An 18241-nucleotide genomic window follows, 5' to 3' on the forward strand; every position below is an offset into this window, starting at 1 on the left:
CGCGACCCCGAGATGTACGCATTCCGACACCCCGGCGTCCGAATATCGAACTCATTGACCGTTTTGCGCAGTTGGCCCGAATTCAGACACGGAACGATTACGGCGCGCTACACGCGTAGCTACGATATGGTCAAGCTCAGGTAAAGAAAGTAAAGAGAAAACCAAGGGAGACCAGAATTTATTGACCTTGAACGAATTGCGTTGAAAAAGTCCGGCGTAGCCCGTAGGGAGTGCCCTGCGGAGTCATCAGACCCTCCCTTGGGCCAGGAGCACCATGACCCCCCCAACTCCATCAGCGGCCGCCCCGCTCGAGGTGACCGACGAGAGCGTCGAGAAGTCGACTGCGCCCTCCGCCCACAAGGGCAGCGAGGGCCGCTCCCCCGGACGGCTGGCGTGGAACCGCTTCAAGCGGGACCGCACGGGCGTCATATCCGCGTGCACCGTGGGCTTCTTCTTCGTGATCGCCATCGCCGCTCCGTTGATAGCCAAGCTGTACGGCAAGGACCCCTACACCACCTACGCCAGCCAGCGCCCCGAGCTGCTGAACCCGTTCGCGTACCCTTCGGGGCCGAACGGCGGCATGAGCTCCGAGTTCTGGTTCGGCATCGAGCCCCAGCTGGGGCGCGACGTCTTCACCTTCCTGCTCTACGCGATCCGCAACTCGCTGGGCATCGCGCTCGCCGCCACCGTGCTCACCGTGGTCCTCGGTGTGGTCATCGGCACCACCGCGGGCTACCTCGGCGGCAAGACGGACTATCTCGTGGGCCGGGTCATCGACATCCTGCTGTCGTTCCCGTCCACGCTCTTCTTCATCGCCTTCATGCCGGTCGTCTTCGGGCTCTTCGTCGCGCCCGACGAGGAGATCCCGACCTGGCTGCGGGCCACGGCTCTGATCATCGTCCTTTCCGCCTTCGGCTGGGCGTCCATCGCCCGGCTGCTGCGCGGCCAGGTACTGGGCCTGCGTGAACGGGAGTTCGTCGAGGCCGCGAAGGTCACGGGTGCGTCACCGGGGCGTATCGTCTTCAAGGAGCTGCTGCCCAACCTGTGGACGCCCATCATCATCCAGACCACGCTGATGCTCCCGGCGTACGTCACCGCTGAAGCGGGTCTCGCCTTCCTCGGAGTCGGCATGATCGACCCGACCCCCGACTGGGGCGTCATGATCGCGCGGGGTGCAAGTTTCTACACCGAGGACCTCACCTTCATGCTCTTCCCGGGCCTGTCCATGGTGATCTTCGTCCTCGCGTTCAACCTGCTCGGCGACTCGGTGCGTGACGCACTCGACCCCAAGTCCAAGCGCTAGCTCCGGACCTCTTCAGGACCACGGCAAGGACGCCGGGGCGCCGGAACTCTCTCATCACTCCCACTTCAAGGCAGGCAGCATGTCCTTCTCGCGCAGAAACTTCCTCATCGCCACCGGCGTTGCCGCGGCGTCGACGTCGGTGCTGAGTGCGTGCAGCAGCGGCAGCGAGGGGGGCTCCTCGCAGGACAAGGCCCCCAAGGTCACCGGGGCCAAGACCGTCGAGATCCCGGTCGGCACCAAGGCCGACTCCGTCGGTCCGGCCCCCGAGGTGACGGGCGCGGTCACGGGCGGGACGATCTACTCGCTCCAGCAGTTCGACATGGACCACATGGACCCGGCGCAGATCTACGTCTCCACCGAGGGCGCCATCACCGTGCCGATCATGCGCGGTCTGACCGGCTACAAGCTGGACGCCAAGGGCAACGCCACCCTGGTCGGCGACGCCGCGACCGACGCCGGCACCATGAAGGACGGCGGCAAGACCTGGACCTTCACGTTGAAGGACGGTCTGAAGTGGGAGGACGGCGTCGAGATCTCCTCGGAGGACCTCCGCCACACCTTCGAGCGCCTCTTCGCCACCTTCGTCACCGAGGGCCCGCGCTACGTCCAGGACTTCCTGGTGGGCGGCGACAAGTACAAGGGCCCGTACGAGGGCAAGAGCCTCGACTCCATCGAGGTCGACGGCAAGACCATCACCTTCCGTCTCAAGGAAGCCCGCGCCGACTTCAACTTCACGCTCGCGATGCGCGCTTACTCCCTGGTGCCGAAGAAGCACGACACCAAGGAGAAGTACGACAAGCAGCCGATCTCCTGCGGCCCGTACAAGGTCGAAAGCCGCAACATCGGCAAGTCGATGACCTTCGTGCGCAACGAGCACTGGGACCCGAAGACGGACCCGATCCGCAACGCCTACCCGGACAAGTACATCTTCCAGATGGGCTTCGAGCTGGTCGCCTCGACCGACCGCTGGATCGCGGACAAGGGCACCGACCAGTACGCGGTGCCGATCTTCAACGAGGTCGCGCCCGAGCGCATCGCCCAGGTCCTCACCAACGCCGACCTGAAGAAGCGCGTCCTCACGGCGGTCGACACGGTCACGTACTACTGGCCGATCAACATGACCCGCATCAAGGACCTGAAGGTCCGCCAGGCCATCAACTACGCCTGGCCGCACCAGCAGCTCCAGACCATCGGCGGCGGCGCCTACAGCCAGGAGATCGCCACCACGATCTTCGCCCCGGTGACCCCCGGCTACACCAAGTTCGACCTTTACGGCGTGGACAAGAAGCCGGGCGGCGACCCGGTGAAGGCCAAGGCCCTGCTGAAGGAGGCCGGCAAGGTCGGCCAGAAGCTGGTCATCGCCTACCAGCAGTCGGACACCGCGGTGAAGACCGCCGTCGCCATCAAGAACGCGCTGGAAGAGGCCGGCTTCACGGTCGTCAACAAGCAGGTCGACAAGTCGACCTTCTACACCCAGATCGGCAAGATCGACAACGACTTCGACCTGTTCGCGGCCGGCTGGAGCCCGGACTGGCCGAACGGCTACTCGCAGTTCTACCCCTGCTGGAGCGGCAAGAACATCGGCGACGGCCGCAGCAACTACGCCCAGCTGAACGACCCGAGCGTCAACAAGGCGATCGACGCGGCCTCGCAGATCGCGGACGTGGCGGAGGCCAACAAGGCCTGGGGCAACATCGACAAGATGATCATGGAGCTGGCCGCGGTCGTCCCGGACTACCACAAGATCCGTAACTACCTGTACGGCTCCAAGGTCGGCAACGTCATCTGGGACAGCGCCAACACCTGCGTCGCGCTCTCCAAGCTCTACGCCAAGAAGTAAGCGCACGCCCCCTGGGGGTGGCCGACGCCATGGCCACCCCCTGCGGTCCACCCCCCTCTCCTTACCGCGGCGACGGCGCCCCGTCCGGAAAGTCACGCCTCATGTTCCGCTTCCTTGTCCGCCGAGTCACCGGCGCGCTGGTCATCCTGTTGATCATCAGCGCCATCACCTTCTGGCTTTTCTACGCCGTCCCGCGTGACCCCGCCATGATGTCCTGCGGCAAGAACTGCACGCCTGAGAACCTCGCGCAGATCCGGAAGAACCTGGGCATCGACCACTCCATCCCGGTGCAGTACTGGTACTGGCTGAAGGGCGTCTTCGCCGGTCGCGACTACACCGGCTACGGGTACTGCGACGCGCCCTGCTTCGGCTACTCCTTCGCCAACAACGTGCCGGTCTTCGACACGATCATGGACCGCCTGCCGACGACCCTCTCGCTCGCCTTCGGCGCGGCCGCCGTCTTCCTGGTCCTCGGTGTCGGCGCGGGCATGCTCGCGGCCCTCAAGCAGGGCAGGTTCCTGGACAAGTTCGCCAGTTCGGCGTCGCTGCTCGGCTCGTCGCTGCAGATCTACTTCGTCGGCTACATCGCGATGTACTACTTCGTCGCGCAGCTGGGATGGCTCGACCAGCCGTCGTGGACCCCCTTCAGCGAGGACCCGGTCGCCTGGTTCTCCGGACTGCTGCTGCCCTGGCTGGTCCTGGCGATCATCTTCACCGCCAACTACACCCGTATGACCCGCTCGCAGCTCGTGGAGCAACTGAGCGAGGACTACGTCCGCACCGCCCGCGCCAAGGGCCTGTCCCGGTCGAACGTGTTCTTCCGATTCGCCTGGCGCGGCGCCATGGGCCCCATCGTCACGGTGTTCGGCATCGACCTCGGCACGCTGATCGGCGGCGCCATCATCACCGAGCAGACCTTCAGCCTCCCGGGCATCGGCCGGCTCGCCGTGAAGTCCGTGGACCAGAGCGACCTGCCGATGCTGCTCGGCGTGACCCTCCTGGCGGCCGGCGCGATCGTCTTCTTCAACATCATCGTGGACGCCGTCTACGCCCTGATCGACCCGCGGATCCGGCTCGCCTGACCTCCGCCCCGCCCCCGACCTCTCGCATCACCCCCCAGGAGCGTCCCCGTGACGAGCACCGATCAGCAGCCCTTCCTCTCCGTCAGGGACCTGAAAGTCCATTTCTCCACCGAGGACGGCATCGTCAAGGCCGTCGACGGGCTCTCCTTCGACCTGTTGAAGGGCAAGACGCTCGGCATCGTGGGCGAGTCGGGTTCCGGCAAGTCGGTCACCAACCTGGCCATCCTGGGTCTGCACGACCGCGACCGCACGGCGATCGAGGGCGAGATCCTGCTGGACGACAAGGAGCTGCTGACCGCCTCCGAGAAGCAGTTGGAGCGGCTGCGCGGCAACAAGATGTCGATGATCTTCCAGGACGCGCTGGCCTCGCTGTCGCCGTACCACACGATCGGCAAGCAGATCAGTGAGACGTACCGCAAGCACACCGGCGCTTCCAAGAGCCAGTCGCGGGCCCGGGCGATCGAGATGCTGAGGCGGGTGGGCATCCCGCAGCCGGAGGTCCGGGTGGACGACTACCCGCACCAGTTCTCCGGCGGTATGCGCCAGCGCGCGATGATCGCGATGGCGCTGGTCTGCGACCCGGAGCTGCTGATCGCCGACGAGCCGACCACGGCTCTCGACGTGACCGTGCAGGCGCAGATCATGGACCTGCTCAAGGACCTCCAGCAGGAGTTCGGCACCTCGATCGTCTTCATCACGCACGACCTGGGCGTCATCGCCGACATCGCCGACGACGTCCTGGTGATGTACGGCGGCCGGTGTGTGGAGCGAGGCACCAAGAGGGAGGTGCTGCGCAGTCCGCAGCACCCCTACACGCTGGGCCTGCTGAGCTCGATGCCGAACCTGGAACACCCGGTGGACGTCCCGCTCAACCCGATCCCCGGTTCGCCGCCCTCGCTGCTGAACCCGCCCACGGGCTGCCGCTTCCACCCCCGGTGCACCTTCGCCGCGAAGGTCGAAGGGGGCCTGTGCTCCAAGGAGCAGCCCCCGCTGGAGGTCACGAACGGCCGCGGTTCCGCCTGCCACCTGACCGCCGACCAGCGCGCCGAGTTCTTCACCGACCTCGCCGGCAGCGCCGCGAACTGACGTACAAGAGACGGGATTTCACCACCATGAGCAGCACCACTCCCCTCCTGGACGTCTCCGGGCTCACCAAGCACTTCCCGATCAAGGGCGGCTTCCCGATCCGGCGTACGGTCGGCGCCGTGCAGGCCGTCGACGGGCTGGACTTCCAGGTCGCCGAGGGCGAGAGCCTGGGCCTGGTCGGCGAGTCCGGCTGCGGCAAGTCGACGACGGGCCGGCTGATCACCCGGCTGCTGGAGCCGACCGGCGGCCGTATCTCCTACCGCGGCGAGGACATCACCCACGCGGGCCGCAAGCAGCTGGCCCCGATCCGCTCCGAGATCCAGATGATCTTCCAGGACCCGTACGCGTCGCTGAACCCGCGCCAGACGGTCGGCAAGATCATCTCCGGACCGATGGAGATCAACGACATCCACCCGGCCGGCGGGCGCGAGACGCGCGTGCGCGAGCTGCTGGAGATCGTCGGTCTCAACCCCGAGCACTACAACCGCTTCCCGCACGAGTTCTCCGGCGGCCAGCGCCAGCGCATCGGTGTCGCCCGCGCACTGGCCCTGGAGCCGAAGCTGATCGTGGCCGACGAGCCGGTCTCCGCGCTCGACGTGTCCATCCAGGCGCAGGTCGTCAACCTGCTTCAGAAGGTCCAGCGGGACCTGGGCATCGCGTTCGTCTTCATCGCCCACGACCTGGCCGTCGTGCGGCACTTCTCGCAGCGCGTGGCGGTCATGTACCTCGGCCGGATCGTCGAGATCGCCGACCGCGACGACCTGTACGGCAACCCGCGCCACCCCTACACCCGGGCGCTGCTGTCCGCCGTGCCGGAGGCCACCGTGCAGGACGAGGGAGTCCCGGGCCGTGAGCGCATCCGCCTGGTCGGTGACGTGCCCTCGCCCATCAACCCGCCCTCCGGCTGCCGCTTCCGCACCCGCTGCTGGAAGGCGACGGAGAAGTGCGCGACCGAGGCGCCGCCGCTGGTGCAGGTCGAGGGCAACAAGCCCGGCCACCTGACGGCGTGCCACTATCCCGAGACGACGGATGTCCCGGCCACCGTGCCGGCTCCCCGTCTCGCCCAGAACCCCGAGGCGGCGGCCTGACACACCCCTTTTCGTCAGCCGCCCCCTTTCGGAGCGGACTTTCTCGGCCCATTGACCCGAGCCCATGAACGTCCGATCCAGGGGAAGAAGGCCCGCGCCCACCCGGCGCGGGCCTTCACCGTTCCCGGCCCCTGGGGGCTGAGGGGCCGGCGGGGCCCGCAGGGCCCCCAGGGGCGCGGGGAACTGCGCGACCAGCCACGACGCACCCGCACCCGACACCACGGCCCGGAACCACCCCCTCAGGGGCGCGGGGAACTGCGCAACCGCCACAACGCACCCGCACCCGCACCCACCGACGCACCGCACCGCCCCCCCTCCAGCCGGCGGCAGCCGTGCAGCATCCATGCGCCAGCCGAACACCGCGCGCGCACAGTGGTGACTCGAGTGGTTCGAGGTACGGGGGGTACATGGAAATTCAGCTGCTTGGCTGCGTCGAGGCACGGGCCCGCTCCGGCGACAAGCTGCCGCTTCCGCACGGCACCAAACTGCTGCTGGCGGCCCTGGCCTGGACCCCCAACGCGTTCGTCGCCGACGAGACGCTGATCGAGCGGGTGTGGCAGGAGCGCCGGCCCCAGCACCCGCGCGACGCCCTGTACATCCAGGCCACCCGGCTACGGAAGGCGCTGCGGGCCGACGGGCAGCTGACCGAGGGCTTCGAACTGATCCGGAAACGGGGCGGCTACGTCCTCGCGATCGACGAACGCCGCGTCGACACCGCCCGGTTCCGCACCCTGGTCCGGCAGGCGCAGCACGAGGCCCGCGTCGGTGACACCGAGACGGCTCTCGGCCTCTACGCGCGGGCCCTGGAGCTGTGGCGGGGCGAGCCGCTGTCCGACGTGCGCACGGCCTGGGCGGAGTCCACGCGGGTGACGCTGCGGCGTGAGCACCGGGAGACGCTGGTCGGCAGCACCGAGCTGCATCTGCGGGTGGGACGGCACGAGGAGTGCCTGCCGCAGCTGCACTGGCTGGCCGAGATGCACCCCTTCGACGAGAAGGTCACGGGCCTGCTGATGCTCGCCCTGCACCGCGGGGGACGCCAGGCGGACGCGCTGGACTGCTTCCGGCTGCTGCGCCTGCGGATGATCGACCTGCTGGGCTGCGAACCGGGCCCGGAGCTGCGGTCCCTGCACGAACGGATCCTCGCCCGCGACCCGCGGCTGCGGCTCGGCAGCGCGTACGCCACGTCCGTCTGAACCCTCAGCCGTCGAAGTGCTCGGTCAGGTAGAGGGTGAGGCGGGACTCGGCGTCCGGAGGGAGCTCACGGTGACGGTGGTGGGGCAGCGGCCGGGACGGGACGTGCGTCCCGGGAGGATGGCGCACGCCCAGCGTCGCGTACAGGGCGGTCGCCTCCGTCCTGGCCTCGTGCGCCGGGCCGGTGTCACCGTGCGCCTCGTGGGCGGAGGCGAGGGCCGCCGTGGCACGGGCGTGCAGGAGGCGCTGTCCGGAGTCCCGGGCGAGAGCGGCAGCCAGAGCCGCCGCGGCGCGGGCCCGGGTGGGCGCGGTGTCGGTGGTGGTGTCGGTGTCTGTGTCTGTGTCTGTGTCTGTGTCTGTGTCTGTGTCTGTGTCGAGGAGCGTCAGGGCGGTGGTGAGGTGGACGCGCGGGAGGGTGAGGGGGTTGCCGTCGGACGCGAGGCGTTCGGCGCGCTCCAGATGGTCCAGGGCGTCGGCCGGGCGGCCCTGCGCGCGGGCCAGGTCGGCGCGGGCCAGCAGGACCTCGACGAGGCCCGCCCGGTGACCGGTGCGCTCGGCGATCTCGAAGGCGGCGTCGAGGTGTTCGGCCGTCTCCTCGATGCGGCCCGCGCGCAGCTTCACCGAGGCGACCCCGACCAGGCTGTCGACCTGGCAGTTGCGGTTCTCCACCCGCCGGGAGACGGCGAGGGCGTCCTCGTAGGCGAGAAGCGCCCGGTCGTCCCGGCCCGCGTCGGCGCGGACCCGGCCGAGCGCCTCCAGCGCCACGGCCTCCGTGTACGTGGACCCGGAGTCGCGGGAGACCAGGAAGCAGGTGCGCAGCGCCGCCGTCGCCTCGTCGAACCGGGCCTGCTTCTGCCGGATCAGGGCGAGGTTGACGAGGGCCATCGCCCGGTTGTGGTGGACGGTGTCGCCGATCAGGTCGAGGGCCGCGCACGCCGCCTCCTCGGCCGCGTCCAGGCGCCCCAGGGCGAGGTTCAGGGACGCCGTGTTGATCAGCATGATCTCCACGTTCTTGACGTTGTCCAGGGTGCGGTAGAGCGCGAGGGCGCGGTCGTAGCAGGGCAGCGCCCGGCGCAGCTCGCCCAGCAGCTTGAGGGTGACGCCCTTGCCCTGGAGGCTGCCGGCCTCGCCGTACGTCCAGCCGGCCCGGCGGGCCAGTCGCTCCGCCTCCTCGTACTCCGTCAGCGCGCCCCGCAGGTCGCCGTTGCGCCAGCGGGCGCTGCCCAGGGACAGGGACATGGAGGCCTGGCCGACCTCGTCCCCGCCACGCGCGGCCACCTCCCGGGCGAGGGTGGCCAGCCGCATCCAGTCGGAGAGCGGCCTGCGGTGGTGGAAGAGGTCCTGGAGCGCGTCCACCAGCCACCACACGTACGGCGCGGGACCGTGCTCGGCGGCGTGGCCGATCGCGGCCGCGATGTCGTCCCACTCGGCGTCGAACCAGGCGTACGCGTCCTCGGCGCCGTCGAACTCCCGCGGCAGGGAGCCGTCGACGGCGGGCGGGCGGGTGCGCATGACGTACAGGCCGGCCGTGGCGGCCGCGTTGACGACACTCTGGAGGTAGTGGTCGAGGACCCGGGTGACGGCGGCGGCCCGCTCCTCGGGGGAGTCCTCGGCGGCCGTCCGGTCACGGGCGTACTCGTGCACGAGGTCGTGCCAGGCCGGGCGGCCGTGCTCGACGTCGCGCAGCAGATGGACCCGCTGGGCCAGCCGCAGCAGGTCGGCCAGGCGATGTTCGTCGGTCCCGGCGGCCGCGGCGGCCGCCGGGACCGACCGGCCGGTGCCCGGCAGCACGCCCAGCGAGCGGAAGGCCCGCCGGGCCTCGTCCGGCAGCGTTCCGTACGACAGGTCGAGCGCGGCCCGTACGGCGACGGACTCCTCGCCCTCGACATGCAGCCGGGCCAGTCGCCCCCGGTCCGCGAGGTCACGGACGTAAGCCCGGATACTGCCTGGCCGGTCGCCGATCCAGGAACCCGCGACGCACAGGGCGAGCGGCAGGTGGTCGCAGAGTTCGACGAGCCGCGCCGCGGCCTGCGGATCGGCGGCGACGGCCTCCGCGCCGACCGCGCCGCTGATCAGCTCCAGTGCGGCGGCGCTGTCCAGGACGTCGCAGGACACCCGGTAGGCGCCGTCCAGGGTGACCAGGCCGCTGAGTTTGTCGCGGCTCGTCACCAGTGTCAGCGAGCCCGCCGAGGCGGGCAGCAGCCGCCGTACGTACGACGCGTCGGCCACGTCGTCGAGGACGACCAGCACCCTGCGGTCCGCGAGCAGCGTCCGGTACAGCGCGGTCTGCGCCTCGGCGCCCAGCGGGATGTCGCGCGGGGCGCAGCCCAGGCCCTGGAGGAGCAGCGGCAGGGCCTCGCCGGGAGTCATCGGCTCGGCGTTGTCGAAGCCCCGCATGTCGAGGAAGAGCTGGCCGTCGGGGAAGCGGTCGGCGACCCGGTGGGCCCAGTTCAGCGCCAGCGCGCTCTTGCCGACGCCCGCCGGTCCCACGATCAGGGCGAGCGGTTCCGAGGTGCGCAGACAGGAGTCGAGGCGGTCGAGTTCACCGTCGCGGCCGACGAAACGGCGTGGGGTGGGCGGGAGTTGGCGCGGCACCGGGCGCTCGGACACCGGGGCGGACCGCTCCGGCGGGGAGCCTGCGGAGAGACCGCCGCCGCGCAGCAGCCGCTGGTGCAGGTCCCTGAGGTCGGCCGAGGGCTCCATGCCGAGCTCGTCGACCATGCGCCGGCGCAACGCGGTGTACAGCTCCAGGGCCTCGGCGCTGCGGCCGTCCTGGTGCAGGGCGCGCATCAGCAGGCCGTGCGGGCGTTCGCGCAGCGGGTGGGCGGCGGTCAGCCGCAGGAGTTCGGCGATGGCCTCGCGGTGCAGGCCGGTCTCGATCCCCGCCTCGGCCACGCCCTCGCGGGCCACGAGGTGCAGTTCGGCGAGGCGTTGGCGCTCGGCCTCGCGCACCGCGACCTCGGACAGATCGGCCAGCGGCTCGTCCCGCCACAGCGCGAGGGCCTGTTCACCGCTGCGCCGGGCCGCTCGCCAGTCGCCGTCGGCCGCGGCCCGCGAGGCGTCCCTGATGAGGTTCTCGAAGGCCAGCAGGTCGAGTTCGTCCGGGCCCGCGTGTATGACGTAGCCGGGCCGACGGGTGGTCAGTAGCTCCGTCCCCGCCGGGCCGAGGGCGCGCCGCACCTCCGCGACGAGGGCCCGTACCCGGGCCGCGCCCGCGCCGGGCGGCCGGTCGTCCCACAGGCACTGAATCAGCCGGTCGACGGAGACGACGTGGTTGGCGTGCAGCAGGAGCACGGCGCACAGCGCGCGTTGCCGGCCGGTGAGTACGACGGCCCGTCCGTCGATCTCGACGTCCAGCGGTCCGAGCAGGCGGAACCGGGGCCGTGGGGTGAGCATTCACAGAACGTAGTCCAGGGGCGACTGCCGGGCAACGCCGACCTTCACGATCGGGAACCGACGGGTTCCCGGGGGTCGGGATCCGGCCAATTCCCGGGGCCGGGGCCGGAGCGGCGGCCGGGTGCCGTACGAGGCGGGGCGGCCGGGCCCGGCGCGGGGCGGGCGCCGCGTGTCCCCCGTCGGTCGCCCGCCCCGGACAAGAGTCTCGCCGAGCCGTCTTTCCCGACCCCTTCGGCGATCTTTCACGGGTCTTTCACCCGGGCCCGACCAGCGGAAACCCCCTTCGACGCGGGGGCGCGCGGCAGGGGGGCGCCTGCCTGGGCCTTTCCGGCGGATCACGTCGGAGGAAGGCAGCGGCACCACATGAGCACAGGTGAGCCCGCGCCTCCGCCTGATCCGCCGGACGAGTCCTACACGCCGGACGAGCCCTACACGCCGGTGCGGCCGTCGATCAGTTCGCGCAGGATGTCGAGGTGGCCGTTGTGCCGGGCCGTCTCCTCGATCAGGTGCAGGAGGATCCAGCGCAGGTCCACATGACGGCCGTCGCGCGTCGCCCGCCGCGCCTCGGTGCCGAGGTCGTGCTCGGCGACCAGCCTGCGGTGCCGCTCGGCGTGTTCGGCGTACTCGTCGAGTACCTGCGCGAGCGGGAGGTCGACGGCGATGCGCATCTCGCGGTCGGGGTCCTCGTCGGTCCACGGCCCCTCGTCCTCCTCGCCGAGGAACACGACCCGGAACCAGTAGTACTCGACCCAGCGCAGATGGTTGACCAGGCCGCTCGGGGTCATCAGCGGCGAACCCGGCAGGGGCGCCTTGCGGGCGTCCTCGGCGGAGAGGTCCTCGCACTTGGCGCGTGCGGTGTCGCGGGCGTAGTCGAGGAAGGTGGTGAGCTGGGTGCGCTCGTCCCACGCGGAAGGCATGTCGTCTGTTCTCGTCATCGCGCCGAGCATGTACGGCCCCAGGCGGCCTGTCGAGGGAATTCGGATGTTCTGGATCTTGTCCTGTGCCGCGCCGAGGTGTGGCACACTGCCGCGGTGGTCGATCACTCGTTCGCTGATCTGACACTCGCCGCGCTGTACGACAGCATCAATCCGTGGGGGCCGGACGACGACTTCTATCTGAACCTGGTGAGATCCGCCGACTCGGTGCTCGACGTCGGCTGCGGCACGGGCCGGCTCCTCGCGCGGGCCGCGTCGGACGGCCATCCGGGGCGGCTCACGGGCCTCGACCCGGCGGCCGCGATGCTCGTACAGGCCCGGCGCCGGGCACCCGGCGTGGAGTGGCTGCTGGGGGACCTCGAAACCCGTATGTGGCAAGGGGACTTCGACCTCGTGATCATGACGGGCCATGCCTTCCAGGTGCTTCTCGGCGACGAGGAGCTGCGCGGTGCGCTGCGGACCGTACGGTCGGCCCTGGGCGAGGGAGGGCGGTTCGTGTTCGAGACCCGCAACCCGGCCGCACGGGCCTGGGAGAGCTGGACCCCGGAACGCGTCCGCGAGGTCACCGACGCGGAGGGCCGGGTCGTCCGGGTCTGGCACGAGGTGGCGGACGAACCGACCGGTGACCGGGTCACGTTCACGGAGACCTTCGACTCCCCCGGCTGGCCCCGGCGGCACACCGGCCGCACCACCCTCCGCTTCCTCGCTCCGGGGAGCCTGACCGGTTTCCTGGCGGACGCGGGCCTGCGGGTGGAGGCGCAGTACGGGGACTGGGACCGGGGGCCACTGACCCGGACGAGCCCGGAAATCATCACGGTGGCAACACCGGCCGGATGACGCGAAGCGGGAGCCCGGGGCCCGCAGCACCCGGGAGCCCGGGGGCCCGCAGGGCCCACCAGGGGCGCGGGGAACTGCGCGACCCGCCACGACGCACCCGCACCCGACACGCCGGAACCACCCCCAAGGGGCGCGGGGAACTGCGCGACCGGCCACGACGCACCCGCACCCGCACCCGCACCCGCCGGACGACACCGGCGATCAGGCGCCCGCCGAGACGACACCGGAAAGAATCACGCACCCGCCGGGCCCACACCGGAAAACAGGTGCCGGCCCGCCGGAGTCACCCGCGTCCCTCCTCCAGCGCGGCCAGCGCCGGGTCCAGCACGATGTCCTCCTCGCGCCCCTCGATCGTCGGTTCCTCCGGGAAGTGGCAGGCCGTCAGGTGGCCTTCGTGGTTCCCGGAGATCCGGATCAGCGGCGGCTCCTCGGCCGCGCACTTGTCCTGCGCCTTCCAGCACCGGGTCCGGAACCGGCAGCCCGAGGGCGGGGCGATGGGCGACGGCACGTCCCCGGCCAGCCGGATCCGCTCCCGGGCGGCCGTCTCCCCGCCGGCGACGTTCACCTCGGGGACCGCGGAGAGCAGCGCGTGGGTGTACGGGTGCCGGGGCCGGGTGTAGATGGAGTCTCGGTCGCCGACCTCAATGATCTTTCCGAGGTACATGACGGCCACACGCTGCGAGAAGTGCCGCACGACGGCCAGGTCGTGGGCGATGAACAGGAACGCGATGCCGAGCTCCCGCCGGACCTGCTGGAGCAGGTTGACCACCTGCGCCTGGATCGACACGTCGAGCGCGGAGACCGGCTCGTCGGCCACGATCAGCTTCGGCTCCAGGGCCAGCGCCCGGGCGACACCGATCCGTTGCCGCTGGCCGCCGGAGAACTCGTGCGGGAAGCGGTTGTAGTGCTCGGGGTTGAGACCGACGATCTCCAGCAGCTCGCGCACGCGTGCCTCGCGCCCGCCCGCGGGTTCGATCCCGTTGACCTCCATGGGCCCGGAGATGATCTTGCCGACGGTCTGCCGGGGGTTGAGGGAGGAGTAGGGGTCCTGGAAGATCATCTGGATCTCGGACCGGATCGGCGCCAGTTGGCGGCGCGAGGCATGCGAGATGTCCTGCCCGCGGTAGGTGATCGTCCCGGCCGTGGGCTCCAGGAGCCGGGTGATCAGCCGGCCGGTCGTGGACTTGCCGCACCCCGACTCCCCCACCAGACCGAAGCTCTCGCCGGCCCGCACGCTCAGGTCGATGCCGTCCACGGCCTGCACCTGGCCGACCGTACGCCGGATCGGGAAGCCGCCCTTGACCGGGAAGTGCTTGGTGAGCCCCGCCACGACGAGCAGTTGCTCCCCGTCGCCGTCGGCGCCCGCCTCGCGCGGGGCGGGGAGAACGAGTTCCTCTTTCTTCACGTGCTCCTCCTGGCCTTCTTCACGTGCTTGCTCCTCAGGTCCTGCCCCTACCCCAGTCGGGGCTTGATCTCGTCCTCGAAGATGGTCCGCTTCTGCTCCGCCGTGAGGTGGCAGGCGGAGGCGCGGTCCGGGGCCAGCGGGGGACGTTCGGTGACACAGCGGTTGCCGCCCACCCGGTCCCGGAAGGTGCAGCGCGGGTGGAAGCGGCAGCCGGAGGGCGGGTTCAGCAGCGACGGCGGGGCGCCCGGGATGGGGCTGAGCGGAGTGCCCAGATCCGAGTCGAGCCGGGGCATGGAGTTCAACAGGCCCCACGTGTACGGGTGTTGCGGTGCACGCAGCACCTGCTCGGTCGTTCCGCGTTCCACCGCGCCGCCCGCGTACATCACCATGATGTCGTCGGCCATGTCGGCGATGACACCGAGGTCGTGCGTGATGAAGATGATCGCGGTGCCGAACTCCCGCTGGAGATCCTTCAGCAGGTCGAGGATCTGCGCCTGGACGGTGACGTCGAGCGCGGTCGTCGGCTCGTCGGCGATCAGCAGGTCGGGGTCGCAGACCAGCGCCATCGCGATCATCGCGCGCTGGCGCATCCCGCCGGAGAACTGGTGGGGGTAGTCCTTCGCCCGTTCCCGGGGGTTGGGGATGCCGACCTTGCCGAGCATCTCCACCGTGCGCTCCCAGGCGGCCTTCTTGGAGGCGCCCCGGTGCTTCATGTACGGCTCGGCGATCTGCCGGCCGACGGTGTAGTACGGGGAGAGCGCGGTGAGCGGGTCCTGGAAGATCATCGCGACCTTGTTGCCGCGCAGTTTCTCCAGTTCCGACTCCCGGGCCGTGGTCAGCTCCTGGCCCTCCAGCAGGATCTCGCCCTCGACGGTGGTGAACATCGGGTTGTGCAGCCCGAGGACGGTCAGGTTGGTGACGGACTTCCCGGATCCGGACTCGCCGACGATGCCGAGGGTGCGGCCGCGTTCGAGGTCGAAGGAGAGACCGTCGACGGCCCGGACGGATCCGTCCTCGGTGCTGAAACTGACGTGCAGGTCCCGCACCGAGAGGAACGCGCCCGCGCCGGCCGGGACGGGCGCCCCGGCCTCCTTGGTCACAGTGGTCACGACAAAGCTCCTGACGACGGTCCGGGAAACGGCTAGGACAGCCGTACGCGCGGGTCGATGAAGGCGTAGCAGGCGTCGACGACGATGTTGCAGAGCAGGATCACGGCGGCGGCGAAGAGCATCACGCCCAGCAGCAGCGGAAGGTCGCTGAACTGCACGGACTCCACCGCGAGATGCCCGAGGCCGGGCAGTCCGAAGGTGTACTCGGTGATGATCGCGCCGCCGAGCATCGAGGAGAGGTCGATGCCGAGGATGGTGACGATCGGGATGAGGGAGCCGCGCCAGGCGTACCGGAAGAAGACGTACCGCCGGCTCATCCCCTTGGCGCGGGCGGTGCGGATGTGTTCCTCCTGGAGCTGTTCGATCATCGACGAGCGCGCCATACGGGTGTACTGCGCGGCGAAGATCGTGGACAGCACGACCCAGGGGATCATCAGCCCGGTGAACCAGGCGACGGGGTCCTTGGTGAGCTCGGTGTACCGGGGTTCGTCGAAGATATGGGTCTGGTAGACCAGCACGGCGAGCGCGAGCGGGCCCAGGAAGTAGATCTGCATCGAGCTGAGCACCATGGAGCCCGCGGTGAACGACTTGTCGATGAGCGTGCCGCGCCGCCAGGCGGCCAGCATGCCGGTGCCGAGTCCGACGAACAGGAAGACGACGGTGGCGCCGAGCGCGAGCGAGACGGTGAGCGGCAGCCGGTCCATCAGGGTCGACCAGACCTGCTCGTTGGTGTGGTACGAGTAGCCGAAACAGGGGGCGGGGCAGGGCCCCTGGGCGAAGTCGTCCCGGCCCGCGACCAGCCCTTGCAGGAAGATCCAGAACTGCTCGGGGATCGACTTGTCGATGCCTAGCGTGCGGTGGATGTTCGCCAGCGCGTCGGGCGTGCACGTCTTGCCGCACATCAGCAGCGCCGGGTCACGGGGCATGCCGAAGAACAGCAGGAAGGCGACGACGGTCAGCAGGACCAGGATCACCAGCGAGCCGAGGGTCCGGCGAAGAAGAAAGCGCAGCATCTCAGTGGCAGCTTTCGGGCTCGTGAGGCCGGCTCGGGGAGCCGGCTCAAAGGGCCGTGCGGGCCGGCGCGCCCCGTCGCGGAAGCGGGACGGGGCGCACCGGGCGCCGCGCTCGGGAAGGGGTTACTTCACAAACAGCCTGCGCGGGTCGATGCCGCCGATGACGTCGTCGTACACGAGGCCGCCGATCTTCGAACCGGCGATCTGGGTCTGCTTGTAGTACGCCGTCGGGATGTTGGAGACGACGTCCTTCACGATGTACTCGTTGATCTTGTTCCAGGCCTCCGCGGCCTTGATCGGGTCGGTGATGGTGCTCGCCTTGTCGATGTCGGCGTTCACCTTCGGGTCGTTGATGTGCGAGTAGTTCGCGGCGCCGTCCTGGATCTGGCGTCCGTCGTAGAGCGGCGGGATGACGGTCGAGGAGCTCGGCCAGTCGGCACCCCACGCGGTGTGGTAGATGTCGAAGTTGTTCTTGACCTTGCCGACCTGGTCGTAGTACGTCTCGGCCGGGATCTCCTGGCGCTGCACGTCGAAGCCGGCCTTCTCCAGGCCCGCGGCCATCGCGGTGGAGTACTGCTGGCCCTCGGGGGTGTTGATGTAGCCGAAGGTGAGCTTCAGGCCCACCTTGCCGGCCTTCTCCAGGAGTTCCTTGGCCTTGACCGGGTCACCGGCCGGCTTCTTCTTCTTGCCGAACGGGTCGAAGTTCGGGTTGTAGCCGGAGACGGTGGGGCTGATCAGACCGCCGGCGACCTCGCGGGCCGCGGTGCCGCCGTAGGCGCGCACGAACGGGGTGATCGGCAGGGCGTAGGCGATGGCCTCGCGGACCGTCTTGTCCTGCATCTCCTTCTGGGTCAGGTTGATGTCCATCTGACCCACGTACGGCTGGTAGCCGGCGACGGTGCGGGACTTCAGCGTCGCGTCGGCGAGGACCTTGGACAGGTTGCCCGCGTCGACCTCGTTGTTGAAGCTGACCGCGGTGGCGTTGGCCCCGGAGTCGTCGAGGATCGCCTTGGTGGAGTCCTCGAACTGCTTGTTGAACGCGAAGGTGAACCGGTCGATGTACTGGTGCCGGATCGGGTCGGTCTTCGGGTCCCAGTTGGTGTTCTTCACCAGGACCATCGACTTGCCGGACTTGAAGTCCTGGATCTTGTACGGGCCCGCGGTCATCGGGGCCTTGTCGTACTTCTCCTTGGTGTCCTTCGCCTTCGAGACGAGCGAGTAGCCGGCCATGGCCAGCGCGTACGGCAGGTCCGGCTTGGCCTTCTTGAACTTGAAGACGACCGTCTTCGCGTCCGGCGTCTCCAGGACGGTGTCCGGCAGGTGCTTGCCGGTGTACGGGCCGTCCTTGAGCAGGTCGCGGTACGCGGTGCCCGGTGTGTCGGCGAGCCACTGCTGGATGAAGGTCGGGCCGTTGGCGACGAACGGCGCGAACAGCCGCTCGAAGGTGTGACGCACGTCGGTGGCGGTGATCGCGGAGCCGTCGGCCCACTTGACCCCGTCCTTCAGCGTGTACTTCCAGGTCTTGCCGCCGTCGGTGGTGGTGCCGCTGTCGGTGGCCAGGTCGCCGACGACCTCGTGCTTCTTGCCGTCCTCACCGGTCGCCTTGTAGCCGGTCAGACCGCGGTGGATGAGCTGCGACAGCGCCATCTCGTCGGAGACGTAGATCTGCCCGGGGTCGAGGTGCGCGTAGCTGTCTCTCTGGAGAACGGTGACCGCGCCTCCGGGTTTGGCACCGGGGACCTCGGTGGCCGGGCCGGTCGAGGCCTTGGCGTCGCCGAAGTCGATGGAGGACTGCTGCCGTTGGGCGTTCTCCTTGTCGTCCTTGTTGCTGCCTTCCTTGCTGCCGCCCTCGCTGCAACCGGAGAGCACGAGCGCTCCGGCGGCGACCAGCGAGAGCGCGGCGTACGCGCGGCGTCCACCCTTACCCATCACTCGTTTCCCACCCATCTCTTTGAG

Annotated in this window: 13 protein-coding genes; 7 read left to right on the plus strand and 6 right to left on the minus strand. The window is 69.7% G+C overall.

Features of this window, described 5'->3' with window-relative positions:
• Window positions 1-274: 274 nt before the first annotated feature.
• The 6 genes from ACFVYS_RS12015 (at window position 275) to ACFVYS_RS12040 (ending at window position 7592) form a co-directional block, all read left to right on the plus strand.
• Complete coding sequence (locus ACFVYS_RS12015) at window positions 275-1303, plus strand: ABC transporter permease (protein WP_389501207.1); 1029 nt, start codon at window positions 275-277, stop codon at window positions 1301-1303.
• A gap of 79 nt (window positions 1304-1382) precedes the next feature.
• Entirely contained in the window at window positions 1383-3143 is a 1761-nt protein-coding gene (locus ACFVYS_RS12020) for an ABC transporter substrate-binding protein (protein ID WP_389501208.1), read from the plus strand.
• Between the two features lie 101 nt (window positions 3144-3244).
• A complete protein-coding gene (locus ACFVYS_RS12025) occupies window positions 3245-4225 on the plus strand; it encodes an ABC transporter permease (protein ID WP_389501210.1) in 981 nt (326 codons plus the stop codon).
• 48 nt (window positions 4226-4273) lie between these two features.
• Window positions 4274-5311, plus strand: a complete 1038-nt coding sequence (locus tag ACFVYS_RS12030) for an ABC transporter ATP-binding protein (RefSeq protein ID WP_389501212.1) — start codon at window positions 4274-4276, stop codon at window positions 5309-5311.
• 26 nt (window positions 5312-5337) lie between these two features.
• Window positions 5338-6399 (plus strand): ABC transporter ATP-binding protein, encoded by a 1062-nt coding sequence (locus ACFVYS_RS12035; protein ID WP_389501214.1) that lies wholly within the window; start codon window positions 5338-5340, stop codon window positions 6397-6399.
• A 407-nt stretch (window positions 6400-6806) separates the two neighbouring features.
• Window positions 6807-7592: a BTAD domain-containing putative transcriptional regulator gene (locus ACFVYS_RS12040; RefSeq protein WP_389501215.1), complete on the plus strand. Its 786-nt coding sequence runs from the start codon at window positions 6807-6809 to the stop codon at window positions 7590-7592.
• Window positions 7593-7596: 4 nt separating this feature from the next.
• Here ACFVYS_RS12040 and ACFVYS_RS12045 read toward each other — a convergent pair whose 3' ends face one another.
• Window positions 7597-10986, minus strand: a complete 3390-nt coding sequence (locus ACFVYS_RS12045) for a BTAD domain-containing putative transcriptional regulator (protein WP_389501216.1) — start codon at window positions 10984-10986, stop codon at window positions 7597-7599.
• Between the two features lie 428 nt (window positions 10987-11414).
• A complete protein-coding gene (locus ACFVYS_RS12050; RefSeq protein ID WP_389501218.1) occupies window positions 11415-11921 on the minus strand; it encodes a DinB family protein in 507 nt (168 codons plus the stop codon).
• Between the two features lie 96 nt (window positions 11922-12017).
• Here ACFVYS_RS12050 and ACFVYS_RS12055 point away from each other — a divergent pair, with 96 nt between their 5' ends.
• The gene (locus tag ACFVYS_RS12055) at window positions 12018-12758 is read left to right on the plus strand and encodes a class I SAM-dependent methyltransferase (protein WP_389501219.1); all 741 of its coding nucleotides are present in this window, start codon (window positions 12018-12020) and stop codon (window positions 12756-12758) included.
• 283 nt (window positions 12759-13041) lie between these two features.
• On the opposite strand, the gene ACFVYS_RS12060 is transcribed toward ACFVYS_RS12055, so the two are convergent.
• From ACFVYS_RS12060 to ACFVYS_RS12075, 4 genes are all read right to left on the minus strand, one after another.
• Window positions 13042-14163, minus strand: coding sequence for an ABC transporter ATP-binding protein (locus ACFVYS_RS12060; RefSeq protein ID WP_389501221.1), 1122 nt, complete (start codon window positions 14161-14163; stop codon window positions 13042-13044).
• A gap of 47 nt (window positions 14164-14210) precedes the next feature.
• Window positions 14211-15272, minus strand: coding sequence for an ABC transporter ATP-binding protein (locus ACFVYS_RS12065; RefSeq protein WP_389501223.1), 1062 nt, complete (start codon window positions 15270-15272; stop codon window positions 14211-14213).
• A 32-nt stretch (window positions 15273-15304) separates the two neighbouring features.
• Window positions 15305-16285: an ABC transporter permease gene (locus ACFVYS_RS12070; protein ID WP_389501225.1), complete on the minus strand. Its 981-nt coding sequence runs from the start codon at window positions 16283-16285 to the stop codon at window positions 15305-15307.
• 123 nt (window positions 16286-16408) lie between these two features.
• Complete coding sequence (locus ACFVYS_RS12075) at window positions 16409-18214, minus strand: ABC transporter substrate-binding protein (RefSeq protein ID WP_389501227.1); 1806 nt, start codon at window positions 18212-18214, stop codon at window positions 16409-16411.
• Window positions 18215-18241 lie beyond the last annotated feature (27 nt).

Source organism: Streptomyces sp. NPDC058295, from assembly GCF_042880655.1.
GTDB classification, from domain to species: domain Bacteria; phylum Actinomycetota; class Actinomycetes; order Streptomycetales; family Streptomycetaceae; genus Streptomyces; species Streptomyces coriariae.

What these genes read in the sequence shown, in the direction of transcription:
- ACFVYS_RS12040 (WP_389501215.1), top strand. Translation starts at nt 6,807, where the DNA reads ATGGAAATTCAGCTGCTTGGCTGCGTCGAGGCACGGGCCCGCTCCGGC.
- ACFVYS_RS12015 (WP_389501207.1), top strand. Translation starts at nt 275, where the DNA reads ATGACCCCCCCAACTCCATCAGCGGCCGCCCCGCTCGAGGTGACCGAC.
- ACFVYS_RS12075 (WP_389501227.1), bottom strand. Translation starts at nt 18,214, where the DNA reads ATGGGTAAGGGTGGACGCCGCGCGTACGCCGCGCTCTCGCTGGTCGCC.
- ACFVYS_RS12050 (WP_389501218.1), bottom strand. Translation starts at nt 11,921, where the DNA reads ATGACGAGAACAGACGACATGCCTTCCGCGTGGGACGAGCGCACCCAG.
- ACFVYS_RS12070 (WP_389501225.1), bottom strand. Translation starts at nt 16,285, where the DNA reads ATGCTGCGCTTTCTTCTTCGCCGGACCCTCGGCTCGCTGGTGATCCTG.
- ACFVYS_RS12025 (WP_389501210.1), top strand. Translation starts at nt 3,245, where the DNA reads ATGTTCCGCTTCCTTGTCCGCCGAGTCACCGGCGCGCTGGTCATCCTG.
- ACFVYS_RS12035 (WP_389501214.1), top strand. Translation starts at nt 5,338, where the DNA reads ATGAGCAGCACCACTCCCCTCCTGGACGTCTCCGGGCTCACCAAGCAC.
- ACFVYS_RS12020 (WP_389501208.1), top strand. Translation starts at nt 1,383, where the DNA reads ATGTCCTTCTCGCGCAGAAACTTCCTCATCGCCACCGGCGTTGCCGCG.
- ACFVYS_RS12045 (WP_389501216.1), bottom strand. Translation starts at nt 10,986, where the DNA reads ATGCTCACCCCACGGCCCCGGTTCCGCCTGCTCGGACCGCTGGACGTC.